General features: G+C 73.7%; 19 protein-coding genes and 1 riboswitch. Of the genes, 4 read left to right on the top strand and 15 right to left on the bottom strand.

Going from position 1 to position 24,021, the window contains the following annotated elements; genetic code table 11:
* Positions 1-46: 46 nt before the first annotated feature.
* From cobC to cobM, 6 genes are read right to left on the bottom strand one after another with little or no spacing between them, the layout of a single operon-like run.
* On the bottom strand, positions 47-1,108 hold the full coding sequence (cobC, locus tag OG352_RS09760; protein WP_329216033.1) for an Rv2231c family pyridoxal phosphate-dependent protein CobC: 1,062 nt from the start codon (positions 1,106-1,108) through the stop codon (positions 47-49).
* Positions 1,098-2,042: a sirohydrochlorin chelatase gene (locus OG352_RS09755; protein ID WP_329216031.1), complete on the bottom strand. Its 945-nt coding sequence runs from the start codon at positions 2,040-2,042 to the stop codon at positions 1,098-1,100. The genes cobC and OG352_RS09755 overlap by 11 nt, the downstream gene beginning before the upstream one ends.
* Entirely contained in the window at positions 2,039-2,698 is a 660-nt protein-coding gene (locus OG352_RS09750; RefSeq protein ID WP_329216029.1) for a precorrin-8X methylmutase, read from the bottom strand. Before OG352_RS09750 ends, OG352_RS09755 begins: the two co-directional genes overlap by 4 nt.
* The gene (gene cobJ, locus OG352_RS09745) at positions 2,695-4,404 is read right to left on the bottom strand and encodes a precorrin-3B C(17)-methyltransferase (RefSeq protein WP_329216028.1); all 1,710 of its coding nucleotides are present in this window, start codon (positions 4,402-4,404) and stop codon (positions 2,695-2,697) included. The genes OG352_RS09750 and cobJ overlap by 4 nt, the downstream gene beginning before the upstream one ends.
* Positions 4,401-5,642: a precorrin-6y C5,15-methyltransferase (decarboxylating) subunit CbiE gene (cbiE, locus tag OG352_RS09740; RefSeq protein WP_329216027.1), complete on the bottom strand. Its 1,242-nt coding sequence runs from the start codon at positions 5,640-5,642 to the stop codon at positions 4,401-4,403. The genes cobJ and cbiE overlap by 4 nt, the downstream gene beginning before the upstream one ends.
* A complete protein-coding gene (gene cobM / locus OG352_RS09735) occupies positions 5,639-6,457 on the bottom strand; it encodes a precorrin-4 C(11)-methyltransferase (protein ID WP_329216026.1) in 819 nt (272 codons plus the stop codon). The genes cbiE and cobM overlap by 4 nt, the downstream gene beginning before the upstream one ends.
* 145 nt (positions 6,458-6,602) lie before the next feature.
* Between cobM and OG352_RS09730 the strand changes: the two genes are divergently transcribed.
* A complete protein-coding gene (locus OG352_RS09730; RefSeq protein WP_329216025.1) occupies positions 6,603-7,331 on the top strand; it encodes a ZIP family metal transporter in 729 nt (242 codons plus the stop codon).
* Between the two features lie 11 nt (positions 7,332-7,342).
* Here OG352_RS09730 and cobI read toward each other — a convergent pair whose 3' ends face one another.
* From cobI to OG352_RS09685, 9 genes are all read right to left on the bottom strand, one after another.
* Positions 7,343-8,074: a precorrin-2 C(20)-methyltransferase gene (gene cobI, locus OG352_RS09725; protein ID WP_329216024.1), complete on the bottom strand. Its 732-nt coding sequence runs from the start codon at positions 8,072-8,074 to the stop codon at positions 7,343-7,345.
* On the bottom strand, positions 8,071-9,585 hold the full coding sequence (locus tag OG352_RS09720; protein WP_329216023.1) for a cobyrinate a,c-diamide synthase: 1,515 nt from the start codon (positions 9,583-9,585) through the stop codon (positions 8,071-8,073). Before OG352_RS09720 ends, cobI begins: the two co-directional genes overlap by 4 nt.
* Positions 9,586-9,589: 4 nt before the next feature.
* Positions 9,590-10,189 carry a cob(I)yrinic acid a,c-diamide adenosyltransferase gene (gene cobO / locus OG352_RS09715; RefSeq protein WP_329216021.1) on the bottom strand — a complete coding sequence of 200 codons (600 nt, stop codon included), beginning with the start codon at positions 10,187-10,189 and terminating at the stop codon, positions 9,590-9,592.
* Positions 10,189-12,219 carry a putative cobaltochelatase gene (locus OG352_RS09710; protein ID WP_329216019.1) on the bottom strand — a complete coding sequence of 677 codons (2,031 nt, stop codon included), beginning with the start codon at positions 12,217-12,219 and terminating at the stop codon, positions 10,189-10,191. The genes cobO and OG352_RS09710 overlap by 1 nt, the downstream gene beginning before the upstream one ends.
* The gene (cobN, locus tag OG352_RS09705) at positions 12,216-15,887 is read right to left on the bottom strand and encodes a cobaltochelatase subunit CobN (RefSeq protein WP_329216017.1); all 3,672 of its coding nucleotides are present in this window, start codon (positions 15,885-15,887) and stop codon (positions 12,216-12,218) included. Before cobN ends, OG352_RS09710 begins: the two co-directional genes overlap by 4 nt.
* Positions 15,884-17,395 (bottom strand): cobyric acid synthase, encoded by a 1,512-nt coding sequence (locus OG352_RS09700; RefSeq protein ID WP_329216015.1) that lies wholly within the window; start codon positions 17,393-17,395, stop codon positions 15,884-15,886. Before OG352_RS09700 ends, cobN begins: the two co-directional genes overlap by 4 nt.
* The gene (locus tag OG352_RS09695; RefSeq protein ID WP_329216014.1) at positions 17,392-18,333 is read right to left on the bottom strand and encodes a cobalamin biosynthesis protein; all 942 of its coding nucleotides are present in this window, start codon (positions 18,331-18,333) and stop codon (positions 17,392-17,394) included. The genes OG352_RS09700 and OG352_RS09695 overlap by 4 nt, the downstream gene beginning before the upstream one ends.
* 101 nt (positions 18,334-18,434) lie before the next feature.
* Positions 18,435-18,573, bottom strand: a riboswitch (cobalamin riboswitch).
* 138 nt (positions 18,574-18,711) lie between these two features.
* On the bottom strand, positions 18,712-18,933 hold the full coding sequence (locus tag OG352_RS09690; RefSeq protein WP_329216013.1) for a hypothetical protein: 222 nt from the start codon (positions 18,931-18,933) through the stop codon (positions 18,712-18,714).
* A gap of 50 nt (positions 18,934-18,983) precedes the next feature.
* Positions 18,984-20,240: an inorganic phosphate transporter gene (locus OG352_RS09685; RefSeq protein ID WP_329216012.1), complete on the bottom strand. Its 1,257-nt coding sequence runs from the start codon at positions 20,238-20,240 to the stop codon at positions 18,984-18,986.
* Positions 20,241-20,377: 137 nt separating this feature from the next.
* Here OG352_RS09685 and OG352_RS09680 point away from each other — a divergent pair, with 137 nt between their 5' ends.
* From OG352_RS09680 to OG352_RS09670, 3 genes are all read left to right on the top strand, one after another.
* On the top strand, positions 20,378-21,088 hold the full coding sequence (locus tag OG352_RS09680) for a class II aldolase/adducin family protein (RefSeq protein ID WP_329216011.1): 711 nt from the start codon (positions 20,378-20,380) through the stop codon (positions 21,086-21,088).
* Between the two features lie 105 nt (positions 21,089-21,193).
* Positions 21,194-22,330: an alpha/beta hydrolase gene (locus OG352_RS09675; RefSeq protein ID WP_329216009.1), complete on the top strand. Its 1,137-nt coding sequence runs from the start codon at positions 21,194-21,196 to the stop codon at positions 22,328-22,330.
* 230 nt (positions 22,331-22,560) lie between these two features.
* A complete protein-coding gene (locus tag OG352_RS09670) occupies positions 22,561-23,997 on the top strand; it encodes a hypothetical protein (protein ID WP_329216007.1) in 1,437 nt (478 codons plus the stop codon).
* Positions 23,998-24,021 lie beyond the last annotated feature (24 nt).

Below are 24,021 nucleotides of genomic sequence, written 5' to 3'. Positions count from 1 at the left end.
CGCCGCCCTTGCCGCCGTCATCCCCGGACCGCTGTCCTTGTCGCCCTCATCTCCGCGTCAGTGCCAGCGCCTGGTCCAGTGCCTGGAGAAAGCGGTTCACCGTCACCCGGTCCCGTACCGCCAGCCGCAGCCACTCCGCGTCCAGCCCCGGGAAGGTGTCCCCACGGCGGACCGCGAACCCCAGCGTGCGCAGCCGATCGCGGACGGCGGCGGCCCGGGGGAGCCGGACCAGCACGAACGATCCCTCCGCCGACCCCACGACCCGTACCCCGTCCGAGGCGAACTCCTCGAGTCCGGCCACGAGATGGGCCCGGTCCGTGGCGATGCCGTGGGCGGCGTGGGCGGCTTCCGCCAGAGCCCGCGTGCCCATGCACGCCTCCGCCGCGGCCAGTGCCGGGGTGGACACCGGCCACAGCGGCTGGGCCCGTTCCAGCTCGGCGATCGTGTCCGGCGCCGCCAGGACGTAGCCGATGCGCAGCCCCGCCAGCCCCCAGGTCTTCGTCAGGCTGCGCAGCACCACCAGACCGGGTACGTCCGTCCGGTCGGCGAGTGCCTCGCGTTCGCCGGGCACCGCGTCCATGAACGCCTCGTCGACCACCAACGTCCGCCCGGCCCGCGCCAGTTGGGCGATCGCCTCGGCCGGGTGCAGCACCGACGTCGGGTTCGTCGGATTGCCGATCACCACCAGGTCGGCGTCCTCGGGAACGGCCGCCGGATCCAGCCGGAAACCGTCCTCCTCCCGCAGTATCAGCCGGTCCACGCTGTGTCCGGCGTCCCGCAGCGCCGCCTCCGGCTCCGTGAACTGCGGGTGCACGACCAGGGGTTGACGGACCTTCAGGGCGCGCGCCAGCAGCACGAACGCCTCCGCCGCGCCCGCCGTCAGCAGCACCCGCTCCACCGGCAGCCCGTGCCGCGCCGCGACCGCCGCCCGGGCGGCCCGCCCGTCCGGGTAGGCCGCGAGGCCGGTCAGGGACGCGGCGACGCGCTCGCGCAGCCAGCGCGGAGGCGTGTCCGCGCGGACGTTCACGGCGAGGTCGACGAGCTCCGAGCCGTCGTCCCGCACCTCGGCGTCCCCGTGGTGGCGCAGATCGTGCCCGTCAGTGTGCATGGGAGTGCGCGTGCCCTCCGTGGTGATGATGCCCGTGACCGTTGTGGCCGTCGTGGTCTCCGTCGTCGTCCGGGTGGAAGTGCGGCTGCTGCGGCAGCCCCACCTTGTCCTCGAACCCCGGCAGCGCGATCCGGTACACGCACGAGTCGCAGTTCATCCGCAGATCGCCCTTGACGGCCTCCGCGTACCGCTCCATCACCAGGTCGAGCAGCTCCGGCTCGGGACCGATGACGTCCGCCGACCGCACCTCCACGTCCGGGTGCGCGGCAGCCCAGCCATCGGTCTGCTGCCGCACCCGGTCCGGCAGGATCCCGGTGAACAGGAAGTACGGCAGGACGATGATCCGCCGCGCGCCCAGCCTCACGCACCGGTCGAGCCCGCTCGGCACGTCCGGCGCGGCCAGCGACACGAACGCAGTCTCCACGCCCGCGTACCCTCGCCCCTCCCACAGCAGGCGCGCCGCCTTGTACACCTCGGCGTTGGCGTCCGGGTCCGTCGACCCGCGCCCCACCAGCAGCACGGTCACGTCGGCCAGGTCCTCCGGGGTGCGCCCCACGGTGCCCAGCGCCTCCTCCAGCCGCCGCTCCAGCACGTTCAGCAGCGCCGGGTGCGGGCCCAGCGGACGCCCGTACGTGTACGAGATCCCCGGGTGCCGTTCCTTCTCGCGGGACAGGGCCGCCGGGATGTCCCCCTTGGCGTGCCCGGCGGACACCAGCATCAGCGGAACGGCGGCGAACCGGCGCACGCCCCGCTCCACCAGGTCGGCGACGGCGTCGCCCAGCGGCGGCGGGGACAGCTCGATGAAGCCGCCCGCGACGGGCAGTTCGGGGTGACGGCGCCCCAACTCCCGTACGAAGTCACGGAACGCCTCGGCCCCGGCCTCGTCCCGGGTGCCATGGCCGGCGATGAGCAGGGCGGGCGGCGGGGTGGTCACTGTTTCTCCTCGGAAGACGAAGCGGAAGACGAAGCGGAAGACGAAGCGGGGGACGATGCGGGGGACGATGCGGGGGACGAAAGGGGTGTGTACAGCAGGGCGTTGAGCGCGGCGGCGGCGACCGCCGACCCGCCCTTCTCGGACACGTTGCTCACGGCGGGCAGCCCGCTCTCGCGCAGCGCGGCCTTCGACTCGGCCGCGCCGACGAAACCGACGGGCAGCCCGATGACGAGCGCGGGGGAGGCGTCGAGCGTCAGCAGCTCCTCCAGAGCGGTCGGCGCACAGCCGATCACCCAGATCGCCCCCGGGCCGACCTCCTCGTACGCCAGCCGGACCGCATGGGCCGAACGGGTCAGCCCCGCCCCCGACCTGGCGTCCTTCAGCCGGCAGACGGTCTCGCGGCGCGTGATGCCCGCCGCGACCATCTCCACGTCCACGACGACCGGCGCACCGGCGTGCAGCACGGCATGCGCCTGCGTCAACTCGACCTCGTCCAGGACGAGATCGTCCGCGTACTCCAGATCGGCGGCGGAGTGGATGACCCGCTCCACCACCGCCCGGGTCAGCGGCGGGAGGTGCGAGGTGTCGAGGCGGGCACGCAGCCGCCGGAAGGACTCCTGCTCGATCGGATGGACCACACGGGCCGTCGGATTCACTGCGCCTCCCCCTGCTCCTGCGTGCTCTCCTGCCAGCGGTAGCCGCGCGGCGTCACCATGCGCCCCGCGATGTTCCGGGTGGCGGTGTTGCCGACCGTGACGACGGTCATCATGTCGACCCACGCCGGGTCGAGTTCCGCGAGCGTGGTCAGCCGGCTGGTCCCGTCCGGGCGCGAGGCGTTCCGTACGACGCCCACCGGCGTCGTCGGCTCCCGGTGCCCGGCGAGGATCGACAGCGCCTTGGGCAACTGCCAGTCGCGGCCCCGGGAACGCGGGTTGTAGAACGTGACGACGAGGTCCGCCTCGGCCGCCGCCCGCACCCGCCGCTCGATGACCTCCCACGGCGTGTGCAGGTCGGACAGGCTGATCGACACGTGGTCGTGGCCGAGCGGCGCACCGAGGATCGCCCCGGCCGCGAGCGCGGCGGTCACCCCCGGCACCCCGACCACGTCGATGTCGTCGGACGCCTCGGCGAGCGCGGGGGAGGCCATGGCGTACACGCCCGCGTCCCCGCTGCCGATCAGCGCGACGGCCTGCCCGCGCCGGGCCTGTGCGACGGCCGTGCGGGCCCGCTCCTCCTCGGCCCCGAGCCCCGACTCCAGGATCCGGGTGCCGGGCCGCAGCAGGTCGCGGATCTGGTCGACGTACTGGTCGAGCCCCACCAGCACGGCGGCGCGCCGCAGTTCGGCGTGCGCACGCGGGGTGAGCAGGTCGCGGGCGCCCGGCCCGAGCCCGACCACCGCGAGCCGCCCGCGCCCCGGCCGACGTACGACGGCACAGGTCGCCATCGCGGGCCGCCCGTCCGCGCGCTCCGACTTCCGCTTGGGTACGAGGAGTTCACCCCCGCCGACGAGCGCGGCGGCCTCCGCGACGGACGGCGTGCCGACGGCGGCAAGCGGTGCGGCGGAGGGGTTGGGCACCTCGACTGCGGCCAACTCCCCGGCGGAGTACGTCATTACGGGCACCCCGAGCCGCGAGGCGGCGGCCACGATGCCGGGCTCCGCCGCCTTGGCGTCGACGGTGGCGAGTCCGGCGACGCTGCGCGCGGACAGGCCGGCCTCCCGCAGGGCGCCCTCGATCACGTCGAGCACCTCCTCGACCGGCGCGCCCTTGGAGGCGCCGACGCCGACCACGAGGGACGGCGGACGCAGCAGCACCTCACGCTCGCCGGGTTCGACGGCCCGGTCGGTCAACCGCACGGTGTACGCGCCCCGTTCGGCGAACGGCACCGGCGGCAGCGGCCACGCCACCTCGGCGTCCAGCGCGACCGGCTCCCCGTCCAGCAGGGCCCGCGTCACGCCCGCCACATCGCCCTCCACCGGGAGGCCGAGGGTGTCCAGACCGGGGATGCCGACGGCGTCCGTGGCCGTGGTCACCACGGGCTCGGCGCCCAGCAACTCGCCTACTTCGAGGGCGAGTTCATTGGCCCCGCCGCCGTGCCCGCCGACCAGCGACACGGCGAACCGCCCGGCCTCGTCGACGCACACCACACCCGGGTCGGACGCCTTGTCGCCGAGCAGCGGCGCGACGAGCCGGACGACCGCGCCCGTCGCCAGGAAGCACACGAGCTGCTCGCACTCCGCGAACGCCCGCCGTACGGCGTCCCCGACGGGTCCGTCGTACACGCGCGTGCGGTCCGGCCATGCCGCGGCCAGCCGGTCGCGCGCCGCCGCCCCCGCCGCGGTGGCGGAAATGAGGCCGATCACAGAACAACTCCTTCGGTACGCACTGCGGAGCGGGTCCCCCACAGCAGGAAAACGGGATTGGTCGCCGCGAGCCGGGTGACATCCCCCGGCAGCGGCGCGAGGCGCGAGGACTGCAACAGCACGCCGTCGACGTCGAATCCGGCGTCCGTGAGCGCGCCGCGCACGGCCGGGACCCGGTCCAGCGCGGCCATCGCGACCACCACCGTCCGCCGGGCCCGCCGCGCGCACGCGGCGGTGATCCCAGGAAGTTCGCGGCCCCCGCCGCCGACGAACACGGCGTCGGGATCGTCGAGTTCGGCCAGCGCGTCGGGCGCGGCGCCGTGCACGACATGCACGTCGACGCCGTGCGCACGGGCGTTGGCACGGATCCGCTCCACCCCGTCCGCCGCTTTCTCGACCGCGCTGACGGCGGCCCCGAGCCGCGCGCACTCCACGGCCACGGAGCCGGAGCCCGCGCCGACGTCCCAGACCAGGTCACCGGCGCGCGGTCCGAGGCGGGCCAGCGCCAGCGCCCGCACCTCGAACTTGGTGATCATCGAGTCGCGGTGCGCGAAGCCGTCCTCCGCCAGCGCCCACCCGGCGGGCGGGAGCGCGGGCCCCGCGAGCGTGCGCGGGCCGCCCGCCGGACGCGTCTCGTCCAGGCACAGGACGACGCTCACCGCCGTACCCCAGTCCCGTTCCGCGGCCTCGGCGGGGGAGACCCGCTCCACCCGCTCGCGCACCGGGTCGCCGAGGGCGGAGGCGACCACGAGGACCCGGCCGGGCGCGGTGCGGGCGAGCGCGGCGCCCAGCTCGGCCGGCCCGGCGCCCGGCCCGGTCAGCACGCCGACCTTCGGATACGCCCGGCAGACGTGCACGGCGGTCCGCGGATCCCGCCCGTGCGCGCTGACGACGACGGCGTCGTCCCAGGTCAGCCCGTGCCGCGCGAAGGCGGCGGCCACGGAGGACACCCCCGGCCGCACGTCCAGCCGCCCGGCCCCGAACCGCTCGGCCAGCGCCCGCACGATCCCGAAGAACCCCGGATCCCCGGACGCCAGCACGACCACCCGCCGGTCCTTCGCGACGTACTCCTCGACGACGTCGAGCGCCGGCGCCAGCGCACCGAGGACGATCCGCTCCACGCCGTCGGGCAGCCGTACCGCGTCAAGATGCCGGCCCCCGCCCACGACGAGTTCCGCCCCCGCGAGGACGTCCTCGGGCGGAGGCGCACCGGTGCCCGTGCCGACGACGGTGATCACGTACTCGCACCCCGTTCGCGCAGCGCCCGCCGGGCCGCCGGGTCCGCCTTGCGGTAGCCGTGGAAGTGGCCGGGGTGGTACAGGTGCGAGCGGGTGCCGTGCGCGTCCAGGGCCGGGCCGACCAGGAAGAGGGTGTGCTTCCAGAGCTTGTGCTCCTTCACCGTCTCCTCCAGCGTCTCGATCGTGCACTTCACGACCAGCTCCTCCGGCCAGGTCGCCTGGTAGGCGACGACGACCGGGGTGGCCGTCGGATAGCCGCCCTCCAGCAGCTCCCGCACCAACTGCCCGCTGCGGGCGGCCGACAGGAAGATCGCCATGGTCGTGCCGTGCCGGGCGAACTCGCGCACCTCCTCGCCGGGCGGCATCGGCGTCTTGCCGCCGCCGAGCCGGGTGAGGACGACGGACTGCGCGACCTCCGGGATCGTCAGCTCGCGCCGGGCGAGCGCGGCGACGGCGGAGAAGGAGGAGACGCCCGGGACGATCTCGGTCTCGACGCCGATCTCGTCGCACCGGTCGAGCTGCTCCTGCGTACCGCCCCAGAGCGCGGGGTCGCCGGAGTGGATCCGGGCGACCTTGAGCCCCTCCCGGCGCGCCCGCTCGTACACGGCGACGACGTCCTCCAGGGACATCGTGGCCGAGTCGAGGATCTCCGCACCCTCGCCCGCGTGCTCGAGAACCTCCGCCTGGACCAGGCTCGCGGCCCAGATCACGACGTCGGCCGCGGCGATGGCGCGCGCGGCACGGAACGTCAGCAGGTCGGCGGCGCCGGGGCCGGCACCGACGAAGGTCACCTTGCCGGTGGGGGCATCGGCCATGGGTTCGGGTCCTCTCACAGGGGATCGCAACAGGTCGTAAGCGGGTCGCAACGGGTCATAACGGAAGTATTGCCGGGGGTCTTGACGGAGGTCAGGGCAGGGGCCGGATGTGCGCGGCCGGGGGTTGATCGGATACGAAGGGCGTATGGCGGTCTTCGTCGCGCTCGGCGCGTTCCTCATGACGCTGGCCGGCGGCTGGACGGCGCAGCGCGTGACCGACCGCCGCCACCTGGTGCTGGGCCTGGCCGGCGGCCTGATGCTGGGCGTGGTCGGCCTGGACCTGCTGCCGGAGGCCCTGCACGCGGCCGGCACGGAGGTCTTCGGCGTCCCCGCCGCGCTCCTGCTCTTCGTGGCGGGCTTCCTGCTGGCCCATCTGGTGGAACGCCTGCTGGCACTCCGCCAGGCCGCGCACGGCGCGGAGGAGCACAACGGCCGCACCCCCGAGGTCGGTCTGACGGCCGCCGCGGCGATGGTCGGCCACAGCGCCATGGACGGCGTGGCGATCGGCGCGGCCTTCCAGGTGGGCGGCGGCATGGGCGCCGCCGTGGCCCTGGCGGTGGTCGCCCACGACTTCGCGGACGGCTTCAACACCTACACGATCACCAGCCTGTACGGGAACGCCCGCCGCAAGGCCGTGGCCATGCTGTTCGCGGACGCGGCGGCCCCGGTGCTGGGCGCGCTCTCGACGTCCTTCGTCACCATCCCGGAGCAACTGCTCGGCGGCTATCTCGGCTTCTTCGGCGGCGCGCTGCTGTATCTGGCGGCCGCCGAGATCCTGCCCGAGGCCCACCACGAACACCCCGCCCGCTCGACCGTGCTGTGCACGATCGCGGGCGCGGCCTTCATTTGGCTGGTGGTGGGCCTGGCGAGCTGACGTGCGGCGACTCACAGCTTGCCGCCCCGCCCGCCCGCGCGCCGCGCGGGAGCGATGAGCGTCGACAGGTAGGGCAGCGGCTCGCCGTCCAGCTCGGCGGCGGGCCGGATGGACTCCTCCGCCAGCCCGAGCGCCGACCCCCACACCGCGTCCCCGATCCGCCCGGTCTCCCGCAGCGCCTCGGCGACCTCGGCGGCCTGCCGCCCGAACTTGTAGGCGACGACCGTCCCCGGTCCGGCGAGCGCGTCCTTCAGCACGGCGGAACCGGCGGTCACGGGCACCAGCGTCAACGGCTCCGTCCCCTCCGTCAGGACGGCCCCCGACCGGGCGGCGAGATCCTGCATGGCGGTGATCCCGGGAACGGTCTCGACGATCGTCCCCGGCACCAGCTCCACGATCGTCTGCGCGAGATAGGTGAACGTGGAGTACACGTTGGGATCGCCGATGGTCGCGAAGGCGACGGCCTCGTACTCCCGCAGCAGCCCGGCGACCCGCTCACCGGCGGCGTCCCAGGCGGCCTCCCGCCGCGCCCGGTCGGTCCGCTCGTTCAGAGCGAACACGACCCGGACGACCTTCTCCTCGGGCACGTAGTGCAGAACGGTGGCCTCGGCCCGCCCCCGCTCACCGCCGTCCATCACGGGGACGACGACGACATCGGCGGACCGGAGCGTGTTGACACCCTTGACGGTCACCAGCTCCGGATCCCCGGGACCCACCCCGACTCCGACCAGCTTGCTGCTCATGACGTCCGGCACCTCTCCACGAACCGACGGGCCACACCGGGCTCGGACGCCCAGTGCGTGTGCAGATAACTCGCGTGCACACCGCGCTCCACAAAACCTTCGACCCGCCGCTGCGGGGTCCGCACCCCCCAGGCGGCAGCCGCCCCCGAGCCGGGCTCGACGACGGTCCGATGAAACTCGTGCCCCCGCATCCGCGTCCCGGCCACGGCCAGCACACTGTCGCTCACGGCGACGGCGTCCCGATACCCCAGCGTCAGCCGCCCCGTCATCCGGGCACCGGCCTCCAGCACCCCGCACATCGGCTGCCCGTCCAACTCCCGGCAGAGGTAGAGCAGCCCCGCACACTCGGCGGCGACGGGAGCACCGCTCAACGCCAGCTCGGCAACGGCCTTACGCAGCGCCTCGTTGGCCGACAACTCATCGACGTACACCTCGGGAAACCCACCCCCGATGACCAACCCCCGCGTGCCGTCGGGCAGTCGCTCATCCCGCAACGGATCGAAGACGACGACCTCGGCCCCGGCGGCGGCGAGCAACTCGGCATGCTCGGCATAGGAGAAGGTGAACGCGGACCCTCCGGCGACGGCAACGGTCACTTTGCCACCCAGGCCGGTTGCACCCAGTCCGTCTGGGGGTACCCCCTCTGGGGGTACCCCCTCTGGGGGAGTTTGAGGACGAGGCCCTTCGGGCCGATAGCGGGGGTCTGGGGGCGCAGCCCCCAGGGACGGGACGGGAAGGGGCGGCGGGGGCGAGGAACGCAGAACCTCAGCCGCATCCCAAGCCGCACAGGACAACGCACCGGCCCCACGCGCCAACCCCAACAGCGCCTCGAGATCGCACCCTTGGGAAACCTGCGCCCCCATGGCCGCCACAGCCTCCACCGCGGCAGCGCCCCGCTCGGCGACCGGCACCAACCCCAGATGCCGCGACGGCGTATCCACCTGCGCCACCCGCCGCAACACCCCGAACACCGGCACCCCGGCCGACTCCAACGCCTCCCGCAACAACTCCTCGTGCCGATCCGACGCGACCTTGTTCAGAATCACGCCCCCGACCCGCACCTCCGGATCCCAGGAAGCGAACCCGTGCACCAGCGCGGCGACGGACCGCGACTGGGACGAGGCGTCCACGACGAGAACCACCGGCGCCCGCAGCAACTTCGCCACATGGGCGGTGGACGCCAGTTCACCTTCCCCCGCGGCCCCGTCGAACATCCCCATCACACCCTCGACGATCGCCACATCGCACCCGCGCGCACCATGCGCGAACAGCGGCCCGACCGACTCCGGCCCGCACAGATACGCGTCGAGGTTCCGCCCCACCCGCCCGGTCGCGAGCGAGTGGTACCCGGGGTCGATGTAGTCCGGCCCGACCTTGTGCGGGGACACGGCGAGCCCCCGCGCGGCGAACGCGGCCATCAACCCCGTGGCGACGGTGGTCTTGCCGCTGCCGGACGACGGCGCGGCGATGACCAGCCGAGGGACGGAGGACACGGAGGAGGGTTTCACCACGACATCACCACTCGATCCCCCGCTGCCCCTTCTGCCCGGCGTCCATCGGGTGCTTGACCTTCGACATGTCGGTCACCAGGTCCGCGAGTTCGACGAGCTTCTCGGGCGCGTTCCGCCCGGTGATCACGACATGCTGGGTCCCCGGCCGCTCCCGCAGCACGGAGACGACCTCGTCGACGTCGACCCACCCCCAGTGCATCGGATAGGCGAACTCGTCGAGCACGTACAGCTTGTACGTCTCGGCGGCGAGATCCCGCTTGACCTGCTCCCAGCCCTCGCGGGCCTTCTCCTCGTTGTCCATCTGGGAGTCGCGCTGCACCCACGACCACCCCTCGCCCATCTTGTGCCAGTCGACGGAACCGCCCTCACCGCTGGCCCCCAGCACCCGAAGGGCGTTCTCCTCGCCGACCTTCCACTTCGCCGACTTGACGAACTGGAACACCCCGATCGGCCACCCCTGGTTCCAGGCGCGCAGCGCGAGCCCGAACGCGGCGGTGGACTTGCCCTTGCCGATCCCGGTGTGCACGACGACCAGCGGCCGATTACGACGCTGACGGGTCGTCAGGCCGTCCTCGGGTACGACACTCGGCTGTCCCTGCGGCATTAAGCGGCCCTCCTGGAAGTCCCCTGCACGTCCCTGACCAGCCCGGCGATGGAGTCCGCCCGCAACTCGTCGAGCGTCACCGCCGTACCCTCCAGCTCACCCGCGAGCTGCCCCGCGAGCCCCAGCCGCACCGGCCCGGACTCGCAGTCCACGACCACCGACGCGACCCCCTCGGCGGCGAACAGCCGAGCCGCCCGCCCCGCGAGCGCGACGGGCTCGGGCCCACCGGTGGCCCGTCCGTCCGTCACCACGACGACCAGCGCGCGCCGCGCCGGATCCCGCAGCCGCTCCACCCGCAGCACATCGTGCGCCTTGAGCAGTCCGGCGGCGAGCGGCGTCCGCCCACCGGTCGGCAGCGACTCCAGCCGGACCGCCGCCGCCTCCACCGAGGACGTCGGCGGCAACGCCACATCGGCCGCCGCCCCCCGGAACGTCACCAGCCCCACCTTGTCCCGCCGCTGGTAGGCGTCGAGCAGCAGCGACAGCACGGCACCCTTCACCGCGCTCATCCGCTGCCGGGCGGCCATGGACCCCGAGGCGTCCACCACGAACAGCACGAGGTTTCCCTCACGCCCCTCCCGGGTCGCCTGCCGCAGATCGTCCCGGCGGATGACGAGCCCCGGCCCCGAGCGCCCCCGCGCCCGCTGATGCGGCGCGGCTGCCTGCACGGTCGCCGCCAGGTGCAGCTTGGTCAGGGCCCCTCGGGGCCGCCGCGCACCCGTCGTCCGCCCGTGCTCGGTCCGCGCCCGCGAACGCCGCCCGGCGGCACCCTCACCGATCCCGGGCACGCTGAGCACCTTCGTACGGAACGGCTCGGCAGCCCGTGCGGCGGCCTGCTCCCCGGCGCCGGAGGCCTGCGGCTCCCCGTCCTCGCCGGCCTCGGGCCGCGCGGCGGTGTCGCCACCCCTCTGCGGACCGGCGTCCGGGGCGGGCTGCCCACCGTCACCGGGCCCGTCCGGCGGCCCGTCCGGGTCCGGGTCCTCGTCGCCCTCGCCCTTTCCTTCGCCCTCGCTCTCGCCCTCGCCGGCGAACTCCTCCAGCGTCTCGTCGAGCTTGTCCTCGTCAAGTCCCGGCGCGTCAAAGGGATTACGCCGCCGGCGGTGCGGCAGCGCGAGCAGCGCCGCCTGCCGTACGTCCTCGGCGAGCACGTCGGTGCGCCCGGCCCAGGCGGCCAGCGCGGTCGCCGTCCGCGCCATGACGATGTCGGCGCGCATGCCGTCCACCTCGAACGCGGCGCAGGTGGCCGCGATCTGCCGCAGCGCCCCGTCGCCGAGCCGCACGGACGGCAACAACTCCCGTGCGGCGACGATCCGTTGCCGTACGGCGCTCTCCTCGTCGGCCCACCGCTCGGCGAACCCGCCCGGATCGTCGTCGTACGCGAGCCGCCGCCGCACGACCTCCACCCGCTGGTCGGGTTCCCGCGAGGCGGCGACCTCGACGGTCAGCCCGAACCGGTCGAGCAACTGCGGCCGCAGCTCGCCCTCTTCGGGGTTCATGGTCCCGACGAGCAGGAACTTCGAGGCGTGCCGCACGGACACGCCTTCGCGCTCCACGTACGACGCGCCCATCGCCGCCGCGTCCAACAACAGGTCGACCAGGTGGTCGTGAAGGAGGTTGACCTCGTCGACGTACAGGATGCCCCGGTGCGCGTCGGCGAGCAGCCCCGGCTCGAACGCCTTGACGCCCTCCGCGAGCGCCCGCTCGATGTCCAGCGCGCCCACGAGCCGGTCCTCGGAGGCGCCGACCGGCAGCTCGACCATCCGCGACGGCCGCGTCTCGAACGCGCGCTCGTGCGGCCCGTCCGGGCACACGGGGTCGGGAGATGCGGGGGCGCAGGAGAACCGGCAGCCGACGACGACCTCCAGCGGAGGCAGCAGCGCCGAAAGCGCCCGCACCGCCGTCGACTTGGCGGTGCCCTTCTCACCACGGACCAGCACACCGCCCACCGCCGGCGACACGGCGTTCAGCAGCAGCGCGAGCCGCAGGTCGTCCTGGCCGACAACGGCCGTGAACGGGAAAGGAGTACTCACTTCTCGTCACCCTCCAAGTCGCCTTCGAGCTCCAGGTAGGTGGCGCGCAGCCGCTCGATCGTGTCGGCGTCCGGCTCCGCCCACAGCCCGCGGTCGGCGGCTTCGAGGAGCCGCTCGGTGATGCCGCGCAGCGCCCACGGGTTGGACTTCCGCATGAAGTCCTGGTTCTCCGGTGAGAACACGTACTCGGACGCGAGCTTCTCGTACATCCAGTCGTCCACGACCCCGGCCGTGGCGTCGTACCCGAAGAGGTAGTCGACCGTCGCCGCCATCTCGAAAGCGCCCTTGTAGCCGTGTCGGCGCATGGCCGCCATCCAGCGCGGGTTGACCACCCGGGCGCGGAACACCCGGTGCGTCTCCTCGCCCAGCGTGCGTGTCTTCACCTGGTCCGGGGTCGCCGAATCACCCACGTACGCCTCGGGGTTGGCTCCCGTCAGGTGCCGCACCATGGCGACCATGCCACCGTGGTACTGGAAGTAGTCGTCGGCGTCGACAAGATCATGTTCTCTCGTATCGACATTTTTCGCCGCCACCGCGATCCGCCGGAACGCCGTCTCCATGTCCCCCCGCGCCGCCCGGCCGTCCAGCCCGCGCCCGTACGCGTAACCGCCCCAGACGGCGTACACCTCGGCGAGGTCCGCATCGCTGCGCCAGTTCCGCGCGTCGATCAGCGGCAGCAAACCCGCCCCGTACGCCCCCGGCTTGGAGCCGAAGATGCGGGCGCTCGCGCGGCGTCGGTCGCCGTGGTCGGCGGTGTCCTCGTCGACGTGGGCGCGTACGTAGTTGGAGTCCGCGGGTTCGTCCAGATCCGCCACCGCCCGCACCGCGTCGTCGATCAGCCCGACCACGTGCGGGAACGCGTCCCGGAAGAACCCGGAGATGCGGACCGTGACGTCGATGCGCGGCCGGCCCAGCTCCGTCACCGGCACCACCTCGAAGCCGGTGACCCGGCGCGAGGCGTCGTCCCACACCGGGCGGCAGCCCAGCAGTGCCAGGATCTCGGCGATGTCGTCGCCCTGGGTGCGCATCGCGGACGTGCCCCAGACCGTCAGGCCGACGGACTTCGGGTACTCACCGTTGTCCTGGAGGTAGCGCTGCACGAGGGAGTCGGCCAGCGCCTGGCCGACCTCCCAACTCAGCCTGGACGGAATGGCCTTGGGGTCGACCGAGTAGAAGTTGCGGCCGGTCGGCAGGACGTTGACCAGGCCGCGGGTCGGCGAGCCCGACGGGCCGGCCGGGATGTAACCGCCGTTCAGGGCCTTGAGGATGTGGTCGATCTCGTCGGTCGTCCTCGCCAGCCGCGGTACGACCTCGGTGCAGGCGAACTCCAACACCGCGACGGCGTCCGGGAGTTCGGTGCCCACGACCTCGCGCACCAGCGCGGGCACGGTGGCCGTCTGCCAGCCCCGCTCCTCCATGCCCTCCGCGAACCGACGGCACAGCTGCTCCAGCAGGTCGATCGCGTCGGCCGCCGAACGGGCCGGCCCCTCGACCAGGTCGGTCAGCTCCACCGGCGCCTTCACCGGCGCGCCCGGCTCGGCGAGCAGTTCCTTCTCGACCAGGCCGAAGTGCTCGGCGAGGCAGGCTCGCAGCCCCGGCAGGGCGTTCGCCGTGCCGCCCCACACCTGCGAGGCGCGCAGCACGGCCAGCACGAGGTTGACCCGCGCCTCGTCGACCGGCCCGCCGCCGAGGATGTGCAGGCCGTCCCGGATCTGCACGTCCTTGATCTCGCACAGATAGCCGTCGATGTGCATGACGAACTCGTCGAACGCCTCGTCGTCCGGCTGGTCGTCGACGTGCAGGTCGTGGTGCAGCTCGGCCGCCTTCACCAGCGTCCAGATCTGCGCGCGCACCGCCGGCGCCTTCGTCGGGTCCAGGTCGGAGACGAGCGCGTACTCGTCGAGGAGCTGCTCCAGCTTGGCCAGGTCGCCGTAGGTGTCGGCGCGCGCCATCGGCGGGACGAGGTGGTCGACGACGGTGGCGTGCCCACGCCGCTTGGCCTGGGTGCCCTCGCCGGGGTCGTTGACGATGAAGGGGTAGATCAGCGGCAGTTCGCCGAGCACGGCGTCCGGCGCACAGCCGCCGCTCAGCCCGAGGCCCTTGCCCGGCAGCCACTCCATCGTGCCGTGCTTGCCCATGTGCACGATCGCGTCCGCGCCGAAGCCCCCTTCCGACGTCGCGGCCTCCAGCCACCGGTAGGCGGCCATGTAGTGGTGCGACGGCGGCATGTCGGGGTCGTGGTAGATCGCGATGGGGTTCTCGCCGAAGCCGCGCGGCGGCTGGATCATCACGACGACGTTCCCGAACTGGAGGGAGGCCAGCACGATGTCGTCGCCGTCGACGTACAGGTTGCCCGGCGGCTCGCCCCACGCCTCCAGCATGCCGTTGCGCAACTCGCCGTCCAGCTTGTCGAACCAGGCCCGGTAGTCGGCGAGCGGCACGCGCGCGGGCGCGGCGGCCAACTGCTCCTCGGTGAGCCATTCGACGTCGTGGCCACCGGCGTTGATGAGCCGGTGGATCAACTCGTCGCCGTTGTCGGGGTGTTCGGTGACGCCGTACCCCGAGTCGCGCAGCGCGTCCAGCACCCGGACGGCCGAGGCGGGCGTGTCAAGGCCGACGGCGTTGCCGACCCGCGAGTGCTTGGTCGGGTAGGCGGTGAAGACGAGCGCGAGCTTCTTCTCGGCGTTCGGCTTGTACTTCAACCGCGCGTGCCGCACGGCGATTCCGGCGACCCGTGCGGCCCGCTCGGGGTCGGCGACGTACACCGGGACGTCGTCCGGGCCCTGCTCCTTGAAGGAGAAGGGCACCGTGATGATCCGGCCGTCGAACTCCGGGATGGCGACCTGCATCGCCGCGTCCATGGGGGAGACAGCGGCGTCGGACTCCTGCCACGCGCTCTTCGACGACGTCAGGCAAAGCCCTTGCAGGACGGGCACGTCGAGGTCGGCGAGCGCCCCGATGTCCCAGGCCTCCTCGTCCCCGCCCGCCGAGGCCTGCGAGGCGTGCGTGCCGCCGGCGGCCAGGACCGTGGCGACCAGCGTGTCTGCCTTGCCGAGGATCTCGTACAGCTCCGGGTCCGCGCCGCGCAGCGAACCGCAGTACACGGGAAGGGCGTTGGCGCCCTTCGACTCGATCGCGTCGCACAGGGTGTCCACGAAGCCGGTGTTGCCGCTCAACTCGTGGGCCCGGTAGAAGAGCACCCCGATGGTCGGCCGCCCCTCGACGGACGCACGCTCGCCGTGGACGCCGTACTCGGGCATCTTCCGCGGCTCGACGAACCCCTCGCCCGTCAGCAGCACGGTGTCGGAGAGGAACCGGGCGAGTTCGGTCAGGTTGTCCGGCCCGCCCTCGACGAGGTACCGCAGCGCCTCCGCCACCACACCGGCGGGGACGGACGACTCGGCCATCAGCTCCGCGTCCGGCACGCTCTCGCCGCCCAGCAGCACCGTCGGCACACCGGACGCCCTCAGCGCGGCGAGCCCGTCCTCCCAGGCCCGCTTCCCGCCGAGCAGCCGTACGACGGCGATGTCCGCGCCGTCGAGCAGTGCGGGCAGCTCCTGCGCCACGTCCACCCGGGTCGGGTTGCCGATCCGGTAGTCGGCGCCGGCGGCGGCCCGGGCCGCCAGCAGATCGGTGTCGGCGGTCGACAACAACAACACTGTGCTCATGCGGGCGCTCCCGGTGGAATGAAAGGCAGTCCTTGCGGCGCGCCCGACTCGATGAGCCGCCAGAGCGCGTCGGTGTCCGCGTGCTGTTCGATCAGGTCGCCGAGCCGGTCGAGCTGCTCCTCGCGCAGCCCGGCGAACGAGGTGTCGGCGGCGGGCACGAAACGCCGGCCCGCGGCGGCCGCCACCTCGCGCAGAAACGCCCGCCGGAACCCGTCCGACTCCAGCGAGCCGTGCCAGTGCGTGCCCCAGACGGAGCCGACCCGGCAGCCGTCCAAGAAGGCCTCGCCGCCCGTGACCTCGGCGACCCCGTGATGGATCTCGTACCCCTCGACCGGCTCGCCGAGGGCTTCCCCGACGGGCCGGGTGAGGGTCTTCTCGCGGGCGAACCGCACCCGGACGGGCAGGAGGCCGAGCCCGTCGACCTGTCCGAGCCGGCTCTCGACGTCGTCCTCGATGTGCTCGCCGAGGATCTGGAAACCGCCGCAGACGCCGAGGACGGGCCGCTGCTCGGCGGCCCGGCGGCGCAGGGCGTCGGCGAGGCCGCGTTCCCGCAGCCACTCCAGGGCGCGCACGGTCCCCCGGGTCCCCGGTACGACGACCAGGTCGGCGTCGGCCAGTTCCTCGGGCCGGTCCACGAACCGCACGACGACGCCCGGTTCGGCGGCCAGCGCGTCCACGTCGGTGAAGTTGGACATGAGCGGGATCGCGCAGACGGCGACCCGCAGCACGTCCTCGCCGACGGGCGGGGCGGTGTTCGACTCCCGCACGGTCCCGCGCAGGGAGACGCGCAGGCCGTCCTCCTCGTCGATGCCGAGGCCGTGCCGGAACGGCAGCACACCGTACGTCCGCCGCCCGGTGAGCCCGTGCAGCATGTCGAGGCCCGGCTCCAGCAGGGAGACGTCCCCGCGGAACTTGTTGACGAGGAACCCGGCGACGAGTTCCTGGTCCTCTGGCGAGAGCAGCGCGACCGTCCCGAAGAAGGACGCGAAGACCCCGCCGCGGTCGATGTCGCCGACGACGAGCACGGGCAGCCGCGCGCCCCGCGCGATCCCCATGTTCACGATGTCGGTCCGCCGAAGATTGATCTCGGCAGGAGAGCCGGCCCCCTCACAGATCACCGCGTCATACGTGCCCCGCAACTCGGCGAGGCAGTCGAGAACGGTTCCGAGGAGTTTCTGCTGCCGCCCCCCGTGATACCCCCGGGCACTGAGCTCCCCGACGGGCTTCCCGAGCAGCACCACCTGGCTGCTCTGCTCGCCGCCGGGCTTGAGCAGCACCGGGTTCATCAGCGCGGTCGGCTCGACCCGGCAGGCCTGGGCCTGCATGGCCTGGGCCCGCCCGATCTCGGCGCCTTCGCGCGTGACGAACGAATTGAGGGACATGTTCTGCGCCTTGAAGGGCGCGACCTTCACCCCTTGCCGCACCAGCCACCGGCAGATGCCGGCCGTGACGACGCTCTTGCCGGCGTCGGAGGTGGTGCCGGCGACCAGCAGCCCGCCGCCCGTCATGACCTGCGTCCCTTCGCGAGAAGCCGCCCGGCGACCCCGACGCCGAGGGCGAGCAGCCCGACGCGCCGGGAGAGCCGTACGGCCCGCTCGATGTCGGGTACGTCCACGGCGCGGCCCGGGGAGTTGAGCACGGGCCGGTGCTCCACCCGCCCGCCGTAGGACAGCGTCCCGCCCAGCCGCACCCCGAGGGCGCCCGCGAACGAGGCCTCCACGGGACCGGCGTTCGGGCTCGGGTGCTTGGCGGCGTCGGTGCGCCAGGCGCGCACGGCGCCCCGCGGATCGTCGCCGGCGGCGGCCGCGAGGACGGCGGTGAGGCGGGCGCCCGGCCAGCCGGCCACGTCGTCGAGACGGGCGGAGGCCCAGCCGTAGCGCCGGTGTCTGGGCGACTTGTGCCCGACCATGGCGTCGAGCGTGTTCACGGCGCGGAACCCGACGAGCCCGGGCACCCCGCCCACGGCTCCCCACACCAGGGCCCCCACCACGGCGTCCGAGGTGTTCTCGGCGACTGACTCGACGACGGCCCGGGCGATCCCGTCGGCGTCCAGCGCCTGCGGATCCCGGCCGCACAGATGCGGCAGCCGCGCCCTGGCCCCTTCGACGTCCCCGGCCTCCAGCGCCCGCCCGACGGCCCGCGCCTCGCGCGCGAGCGAGGTCCCGCCGACGACGGCCCAGGTGGCGGCGGCGGTGAGGGCGACGGAGGCGGTGCGGGAGGACCGTACGCAGCGCACGGCACCGGCCGCGAGGGCGACGGCGCCGCCGACGCACACCCCGGTGTGCAGCGCCCCCCACCCGCGATGGTCGCGCCACAACACCCGCTCCACGGCGCCCGCGGCCCGCCCGAACGCGGCCACCGGATGGCCGCGGCGCGGGTCGCCGAGCAGGTGGTCGCCGAGAAGGCCGGCGGCGGCGCCGTACGCGAAGACGCGATCGGCACGCATCGGCTCAGCCGGTCGCTGAGTCGGAGGGTGCGCTGGTACTGAACCTCGATCGGCAGCCGAGCATGGCGATATGTCCTCACTCAGGGTGTCCACGCCCTGGTTCGACGAGACCGGCGGCGAGAGTTCCTGGCTCCCGGGGTTCACTCCCCGGTGACAGTGGCGGGACCGCGCCGGATTCGCACCGGCTTCCTCTCCTGCCGCCGTATATGGCTCGGGCAGTCCACCACGGGCCCGGAAGACCCGTCAACTTGCCGTTGACCTGCGAGGCTGGAGTGTGCAGAACCCCACACAGAGGCGGTTGCCGCGGTCACGGGAACCACGAGAACGGGGTGCGCGACGGTGATCCGTCCCGCACCCCGGGGGTGTTCAGGTGGCGCGTCAGACGACGATCAGTGAGATCCCGTAGGCCACCGCCGCCGCGCAGGCCGCGAAGCACGCGTAGGCGCCCGTCACCGCGAGGGCGGCCGAGCCGCCCTCGGCCGTGACCCGCTCCTGGCGGGACAGGCCCATGATGCCGAGGGTGAACAGGGCCACGAGGCCCACGGTGACCACGAGACTGACGCCGAAGACGGAGCCCAGGGCCGCCCAGTCGATCTTCATGCTGTTTCTCTTCCTTCGTACCGGGTGCGCTTCGTGCTGAGCGCGCGGGCTCAGACGGCCGTGGGCTCGGTGGACGTGGCGGCCGGGGACGGGATGGTGGCCGTCAGGCCGTCGGTGACCGGGCCCGCCGGAGGCGGGGTCACCGCTGCGATCGCCGCGGTGATCACGCCCGGCGACTCCTCGGTCGTACCGGTCGCATCGGGCTCATCGGTCTCGTTGACGTTCGACGCGTCGACGACCTCGCGCCGCGAGATCTTCCAGATCGCCGCGCTGGAGGCCACCAGGAACACGGCCACGACCGCCGTACCCCAGTCGCCGAGGTCGGTGACCGACTCGGCCAGCGCGCCCACCAGGGCCGCCGCCGGGAGCGTCAGACCCCACGCGACGAACATGCGGGTCGCCGTCGACCAGCGGACCACCCCGCCCTTGCGGCCCAGGCCCGCGCCCATCACCGCACCGGAGACCGAGTGCGTGGTGGAGAGGGAGAAGCCGAGGTGGGAGGAGGCCAGGATGACCGTGGCCGCGCTGGTCTGGGCGGCGAAGCCCTGCTGCGGCTGAAGGTCGGTCAGGCCCTTGCCCATGGTGCGGATGATGCGCCAGCCGCCGAGGTAGGTGCCGAGCGCGATCGCGAGACCGGCGGAGAGGATGACCCAGGTGGGCGGGTCGGAGTCGGGGGCCACGGCGCCGCCGGCGACCAGGGCGAGGGTGATGATGCCCATCGTCTTCTGCGCGTCGTTGGTGCCGTGCGCGAGGGAGACCAGGCCGGCCGAGGCGATCTGGCCCGCGCGGTAGCCCTTCGCCGCGGCCTTGCCGTCGGCCTTCCTGCCGAGGCTGTAGGACAGGCGGGTCGCGAGCAGAGCCGCGACGCCGGCGACGATCGGCGCCGCGATCGCCGGGATCAGCACCTTGGTGACCAGCGCGTCGCCGTGCACCGCGCCGGCGCCGGCCGAGGCGATGGTGGCGCCGATCAGGCCGCCCATGAGGGCGTGGGAGGAACTGGAGGGCAGGCCCACCAGCCAGGTCAGCAGGTTCCAGAGGATCGCGCCGACCAACGCCGCGAAGATGACCTCGGGACGGATGCCGGTCTCGTCGACGAGACCCTTGGAGATCGTGTTGGCGACCTCCACGGAGAGGAAAGCGCCCACAAGGTTCAGCACGGCGGACATGGCCACCGCGACCTTGGGCTTGAGAGCACCGGTCGAGATGGTGGTGGCCATCGCGTTCGCGGTGTCATGAAAACCGTTCGTGAAATCGAACGCGAGTGCGGTGACGACCACAATCGCGAGGATCAGCGAGAAGTTTTCCATTTACCCAGGCAATCGTTCGAGGTCATTGGCCGGTTGACCGTAGGCAATCTGAGTGAACGGAAGATGAACTGGGGTGGGCGTAGGAGTGTCCGTATCCGGCCCGTGCCGTCCCCCGGGCGTCCTGGCAGGATCGTGACATGGCTGAGCAGCGGAACGAGCGGCGGAATCAGCGGGGGAGGCGTACGGGTCCCGAGGACGTGCGCCGGGCCTGGGAGGCACTCGTGGCGACCGCCCGCCGCACCGTGACCGACGGGCTGGTCGTCGGCACCTCCGGCAACGTCTCCGTGCGCGTCGGCGACACCGTGCTGGTCACACCGTCGGGCGTGCCCTACGACCGGCTCACCCCCGCCGACGTCACCGGCGTCGACCTCACCGGCCGTCAGGTGCTCGGCACCCTGGTCCCGACCAGCGAACTGCCCATGCACCTCGCCGTCTACCGCGGCACCGACGCCGGCGCGGTCGTCCACACCCACGCCGTGCACGCCACGGCCGTCTCGACCCTCGTCGACGAACTGCCCCGCGTCCACTACATGGCGGGCGCGCTCGGCGGCCCCGTCCGGGTCGCCCCCTACGCGGCGTACGGCACCGAGGAACTCGCCGGGAACGTGCTGCGCGCCCTCGCCGACCGCACCGGCTGCCTCCTGCGGAACCACGGCACCCTCACCTACGGCATCACCCTCGACCAGGCCTACGACCGCACGGCCCAACTGGAGTGGATGTGCCGGCTGTGGCTCACGGCCTCGTCGCTCCCCGGCCGCAGCCCCGCCCTCCTGACGGAGGAACAGGTCGCGGAGGCGGGGGAGCGGCTGCGCGGGTACGGCCAGCACCCCTCTTCCGGTGGTGGGTGAGCACCGCCACCTGCCCTCGCGGGTGAGCGCCGCCGCGCGTCGTCGCACGTCACCCGCCCGCCCGCAGCACTGGCCGGTCCGACGGACGGCCAGGACACTGGACGGGTGCGCACTGTCAAAGCGACGGCCGCCGCCGTCACCGCAGTCCTGGCCGCCGGCGCAGCCGGTGTCGCCGCCGGCCGGTTCGCCAGCGACGCCGCGCTGAAGGCGCCGCCCGGCCGGCCGCTGCCCACCGAACCCCGGCTCACCGTGCACGGCACGGCCGCCGGCCGGATCACCCTCACCCGTGACCTGGCCGCCCTGCGCCCCGGCACCCACGGCCTCTCCGGGAACGGCTCCCACGCGGTCGTCGGCGCCGTCCTGTCCACCGCCCCGCGCTCCGCCGACACCGTCGTACGCCGCCTGGAACGGGTCACCCACGGCACGTTGAACCCCGGCGACGCGGTCTGGCTCACGCCGAACCTGTACGTCGGCAACCCCGGCAGCGCCCTCGGCCTGGACCACGCCGACATCGACATCCCCGGCGAACTGGGCACCCTGCCCGCCTGGTTCGTCCCCGGCGACCGCCGCACGTGGGTGATCGCCGTGCACGGCCTGGGCACCACCCGCGAACACGCCCTGAACCTCATGGGCTTCCTGCACCGCCGCCGCTTCCCCGTGCTCGCCCTCGCCTACCGCGGCGACCTGGGCGCACCCCGCTCCCCGGACGGCCTGAACCATCTCGGCACGACCGAGTGGCGCGACCTGGACGCGGCGATGCGGTACGCCGTGCGCTACGGCGCCGAACGCCTCGTCCTGCTCGGCTGGTCCACCGGCGCCACCATGGCCCTGCGCGCCGCCGCCGACTCCGGTCCGCGCGACCTCGTCGCGGGGCTCGTGCTGGACTCCCCGGTCCTCGACTGGCGGACGACCCTGCGCGCCCTCGCCGCCGCCCGGCACACCCCCGGCGCGCTGCTGCCGCTCGCCGTCCGCGCCGCCGAGGGCCGCACCGGCCTGCACGGCGGCCCCGGCGACGACGGCGACACGGCCGCCGACCCGGCCCGGCTGACGGTCCCCACCCTGATCCTCCACGGCCCCGACGACACCGTCGCCCCCTGGAAGGTCTCCCGCCGCCTCGCCGACCGCCGCCCCGAACTGGTCGCCCTCCACACCGTCCCGCACGCCCAGCACGGCGCCATGTGGAACGCCGACCCCGCGGCCTACGAGGAAGCCCTGCGCCGCTTCCTCACCCCCCTGATGTGACCCCCGGCCCCAACTGCCCGTGAACCGCTGATCCGACCCGCCGATCCGGCCTGCTCAGGTGAGCCGGGGTACAGGGCGCCCGGAGCGGTCCCGACCATTCCGTTTAAGCCCGTGCCACTGGCCTGAACACGTCTCCTCGCCCCTCTCCGCACCCCGTGCGTTGGCCAGTCCCGTAGCCCGCCGTGACATTCCGTTTGGGTTTTCGGACCGTCAACCGGAAGACTGCACCCGTGACGTCCCGTATCCCGCGCGACTCCAGGCTTCGACTCGTCCGCCCGCGACCCCTGGCCGCCGCACCCTCAGCTGTGAACGAGCGGCGCCCGCGCCGCCCCGCACCCCGCCCGCCGGAGGGCACCCCGGCCCCCGCGGAGCTGGCCAGAATGGCGCGCTCCGGACTGGCCGCGGCGGCGCGTGTCGCCCGCTGGGCCGACAACGCCCTCGGCCCCGGCAAAGACGCCGCGACCACCGACGGCAAGGCCACCCTCTCCGACACGACCGCCGAACGGGCGGCCAGTGATCTGGGCCTGACCATCGACCGGATCCGCGCCGACTGGGACACCGCCCGCCTGGCCGGCCTCGTCGAGGTGCACGGCGGCAGCGCCCGCCCCGGCTGGCGGCTGCGCGCCTGGGACCGCGACGACAGCGCCGTCCTGCGCGGCTGGGTCGCCCTGTTCGACGCCTGGTCGCTCGCCTCCCCGGAACCCGGGGACCAGGAGCACGCCGCCGTCGCCGAGGTCGTCTCGGCCATGCCCCAGGTGCTCTCCTTCCTCCAGCTCTCCGCCGGGCCCGTCCCCGTGGAACAGCTCCTGGACCTGCTGCGCCAGCGCGTCACCGAACTGCGCACCGAGCGCTGCGAGGTCCCCTACAACGCCGGCGCCGAACCCACGGCCCCCGTGGCCCCGGTCCTCCCCGTGGACGCCGACCCGGCGGAGCCCGCCCAGGACGCCGAACTCGCCCCCCTCCTCGACTGGGCCCTGCACGCCCTCGCCGCCGTCGGCGCCCTCACCTGCGGCGCCGGACAGGCGACGCTCACCCCGCTGGGCAACTGGGCGGTGTGGGTCAAGCTGGAGCAGATCTGCGTCGCCGCGCAGAGCCCCGCCGGGAACATCGAGCAGTCGGCCGAGGGCATGCTCCGCGGCTGCGCCCAGCTCCGCCCGAACGCGGCCCGCGCCGAGTACCGCGCCTGGCTCGCCGCCCGGACCGTCGGCAGCGCCGTCACCGAACTGCTGCTCGCCGCCCGCGGCGACGACGCCCTGCTGCGCGGCCTCGCCTTCGAGGCGCTGCGCGTCGTCGGCGCCCCCGCCGAGCCCGACGTCCGCGCGGTCGTCGACGAGCCGGCGCTGCGGCCGTACGCGCTGCTGTGGCTCGCCGAGCACGACGGCATCGACCCGGAGGACGCCCACGAGGTGCTCACCCGGGAGGAGGCCACCTGGCTGTGGGTCGACACCGCCGCGGCCGTCGCCGACCACGGGGAGGCGCCGATGCTCGTACGCCACCTGGAGTCCGCGCTGCAGCCGACCGTGCCCGCCCTGCTGACCGAGGTGCGCGCCGTCGGACACCCGCGCACCGTGCAGGTGCTGGTGGCGCTCGCCGCCGCGCATCCCGACCCGGCGCTGGCCAAGGCCGTCCGCCGGGCCGCCTTCCAGGTGCACACCGGGGGCAGCTGAGCCCCCGGCCGCCCGGCCCCTGAT

This window comes from Streptomyces sp. NBC_01485, assembly GCF_036227125.1.
In the GTDB taxonomy this organism is placed as follows: domain Bacteria; phylum Actinomycetota; class Actinomycetes; order Streptomycetales; family Streptomycetaceae; genus Streptomyces.
The sequence above is the reverse complement of the archived record's forward strand: the minus strand, read 5'-3'. Positions and strand labels throughout refer to the sequence as shown.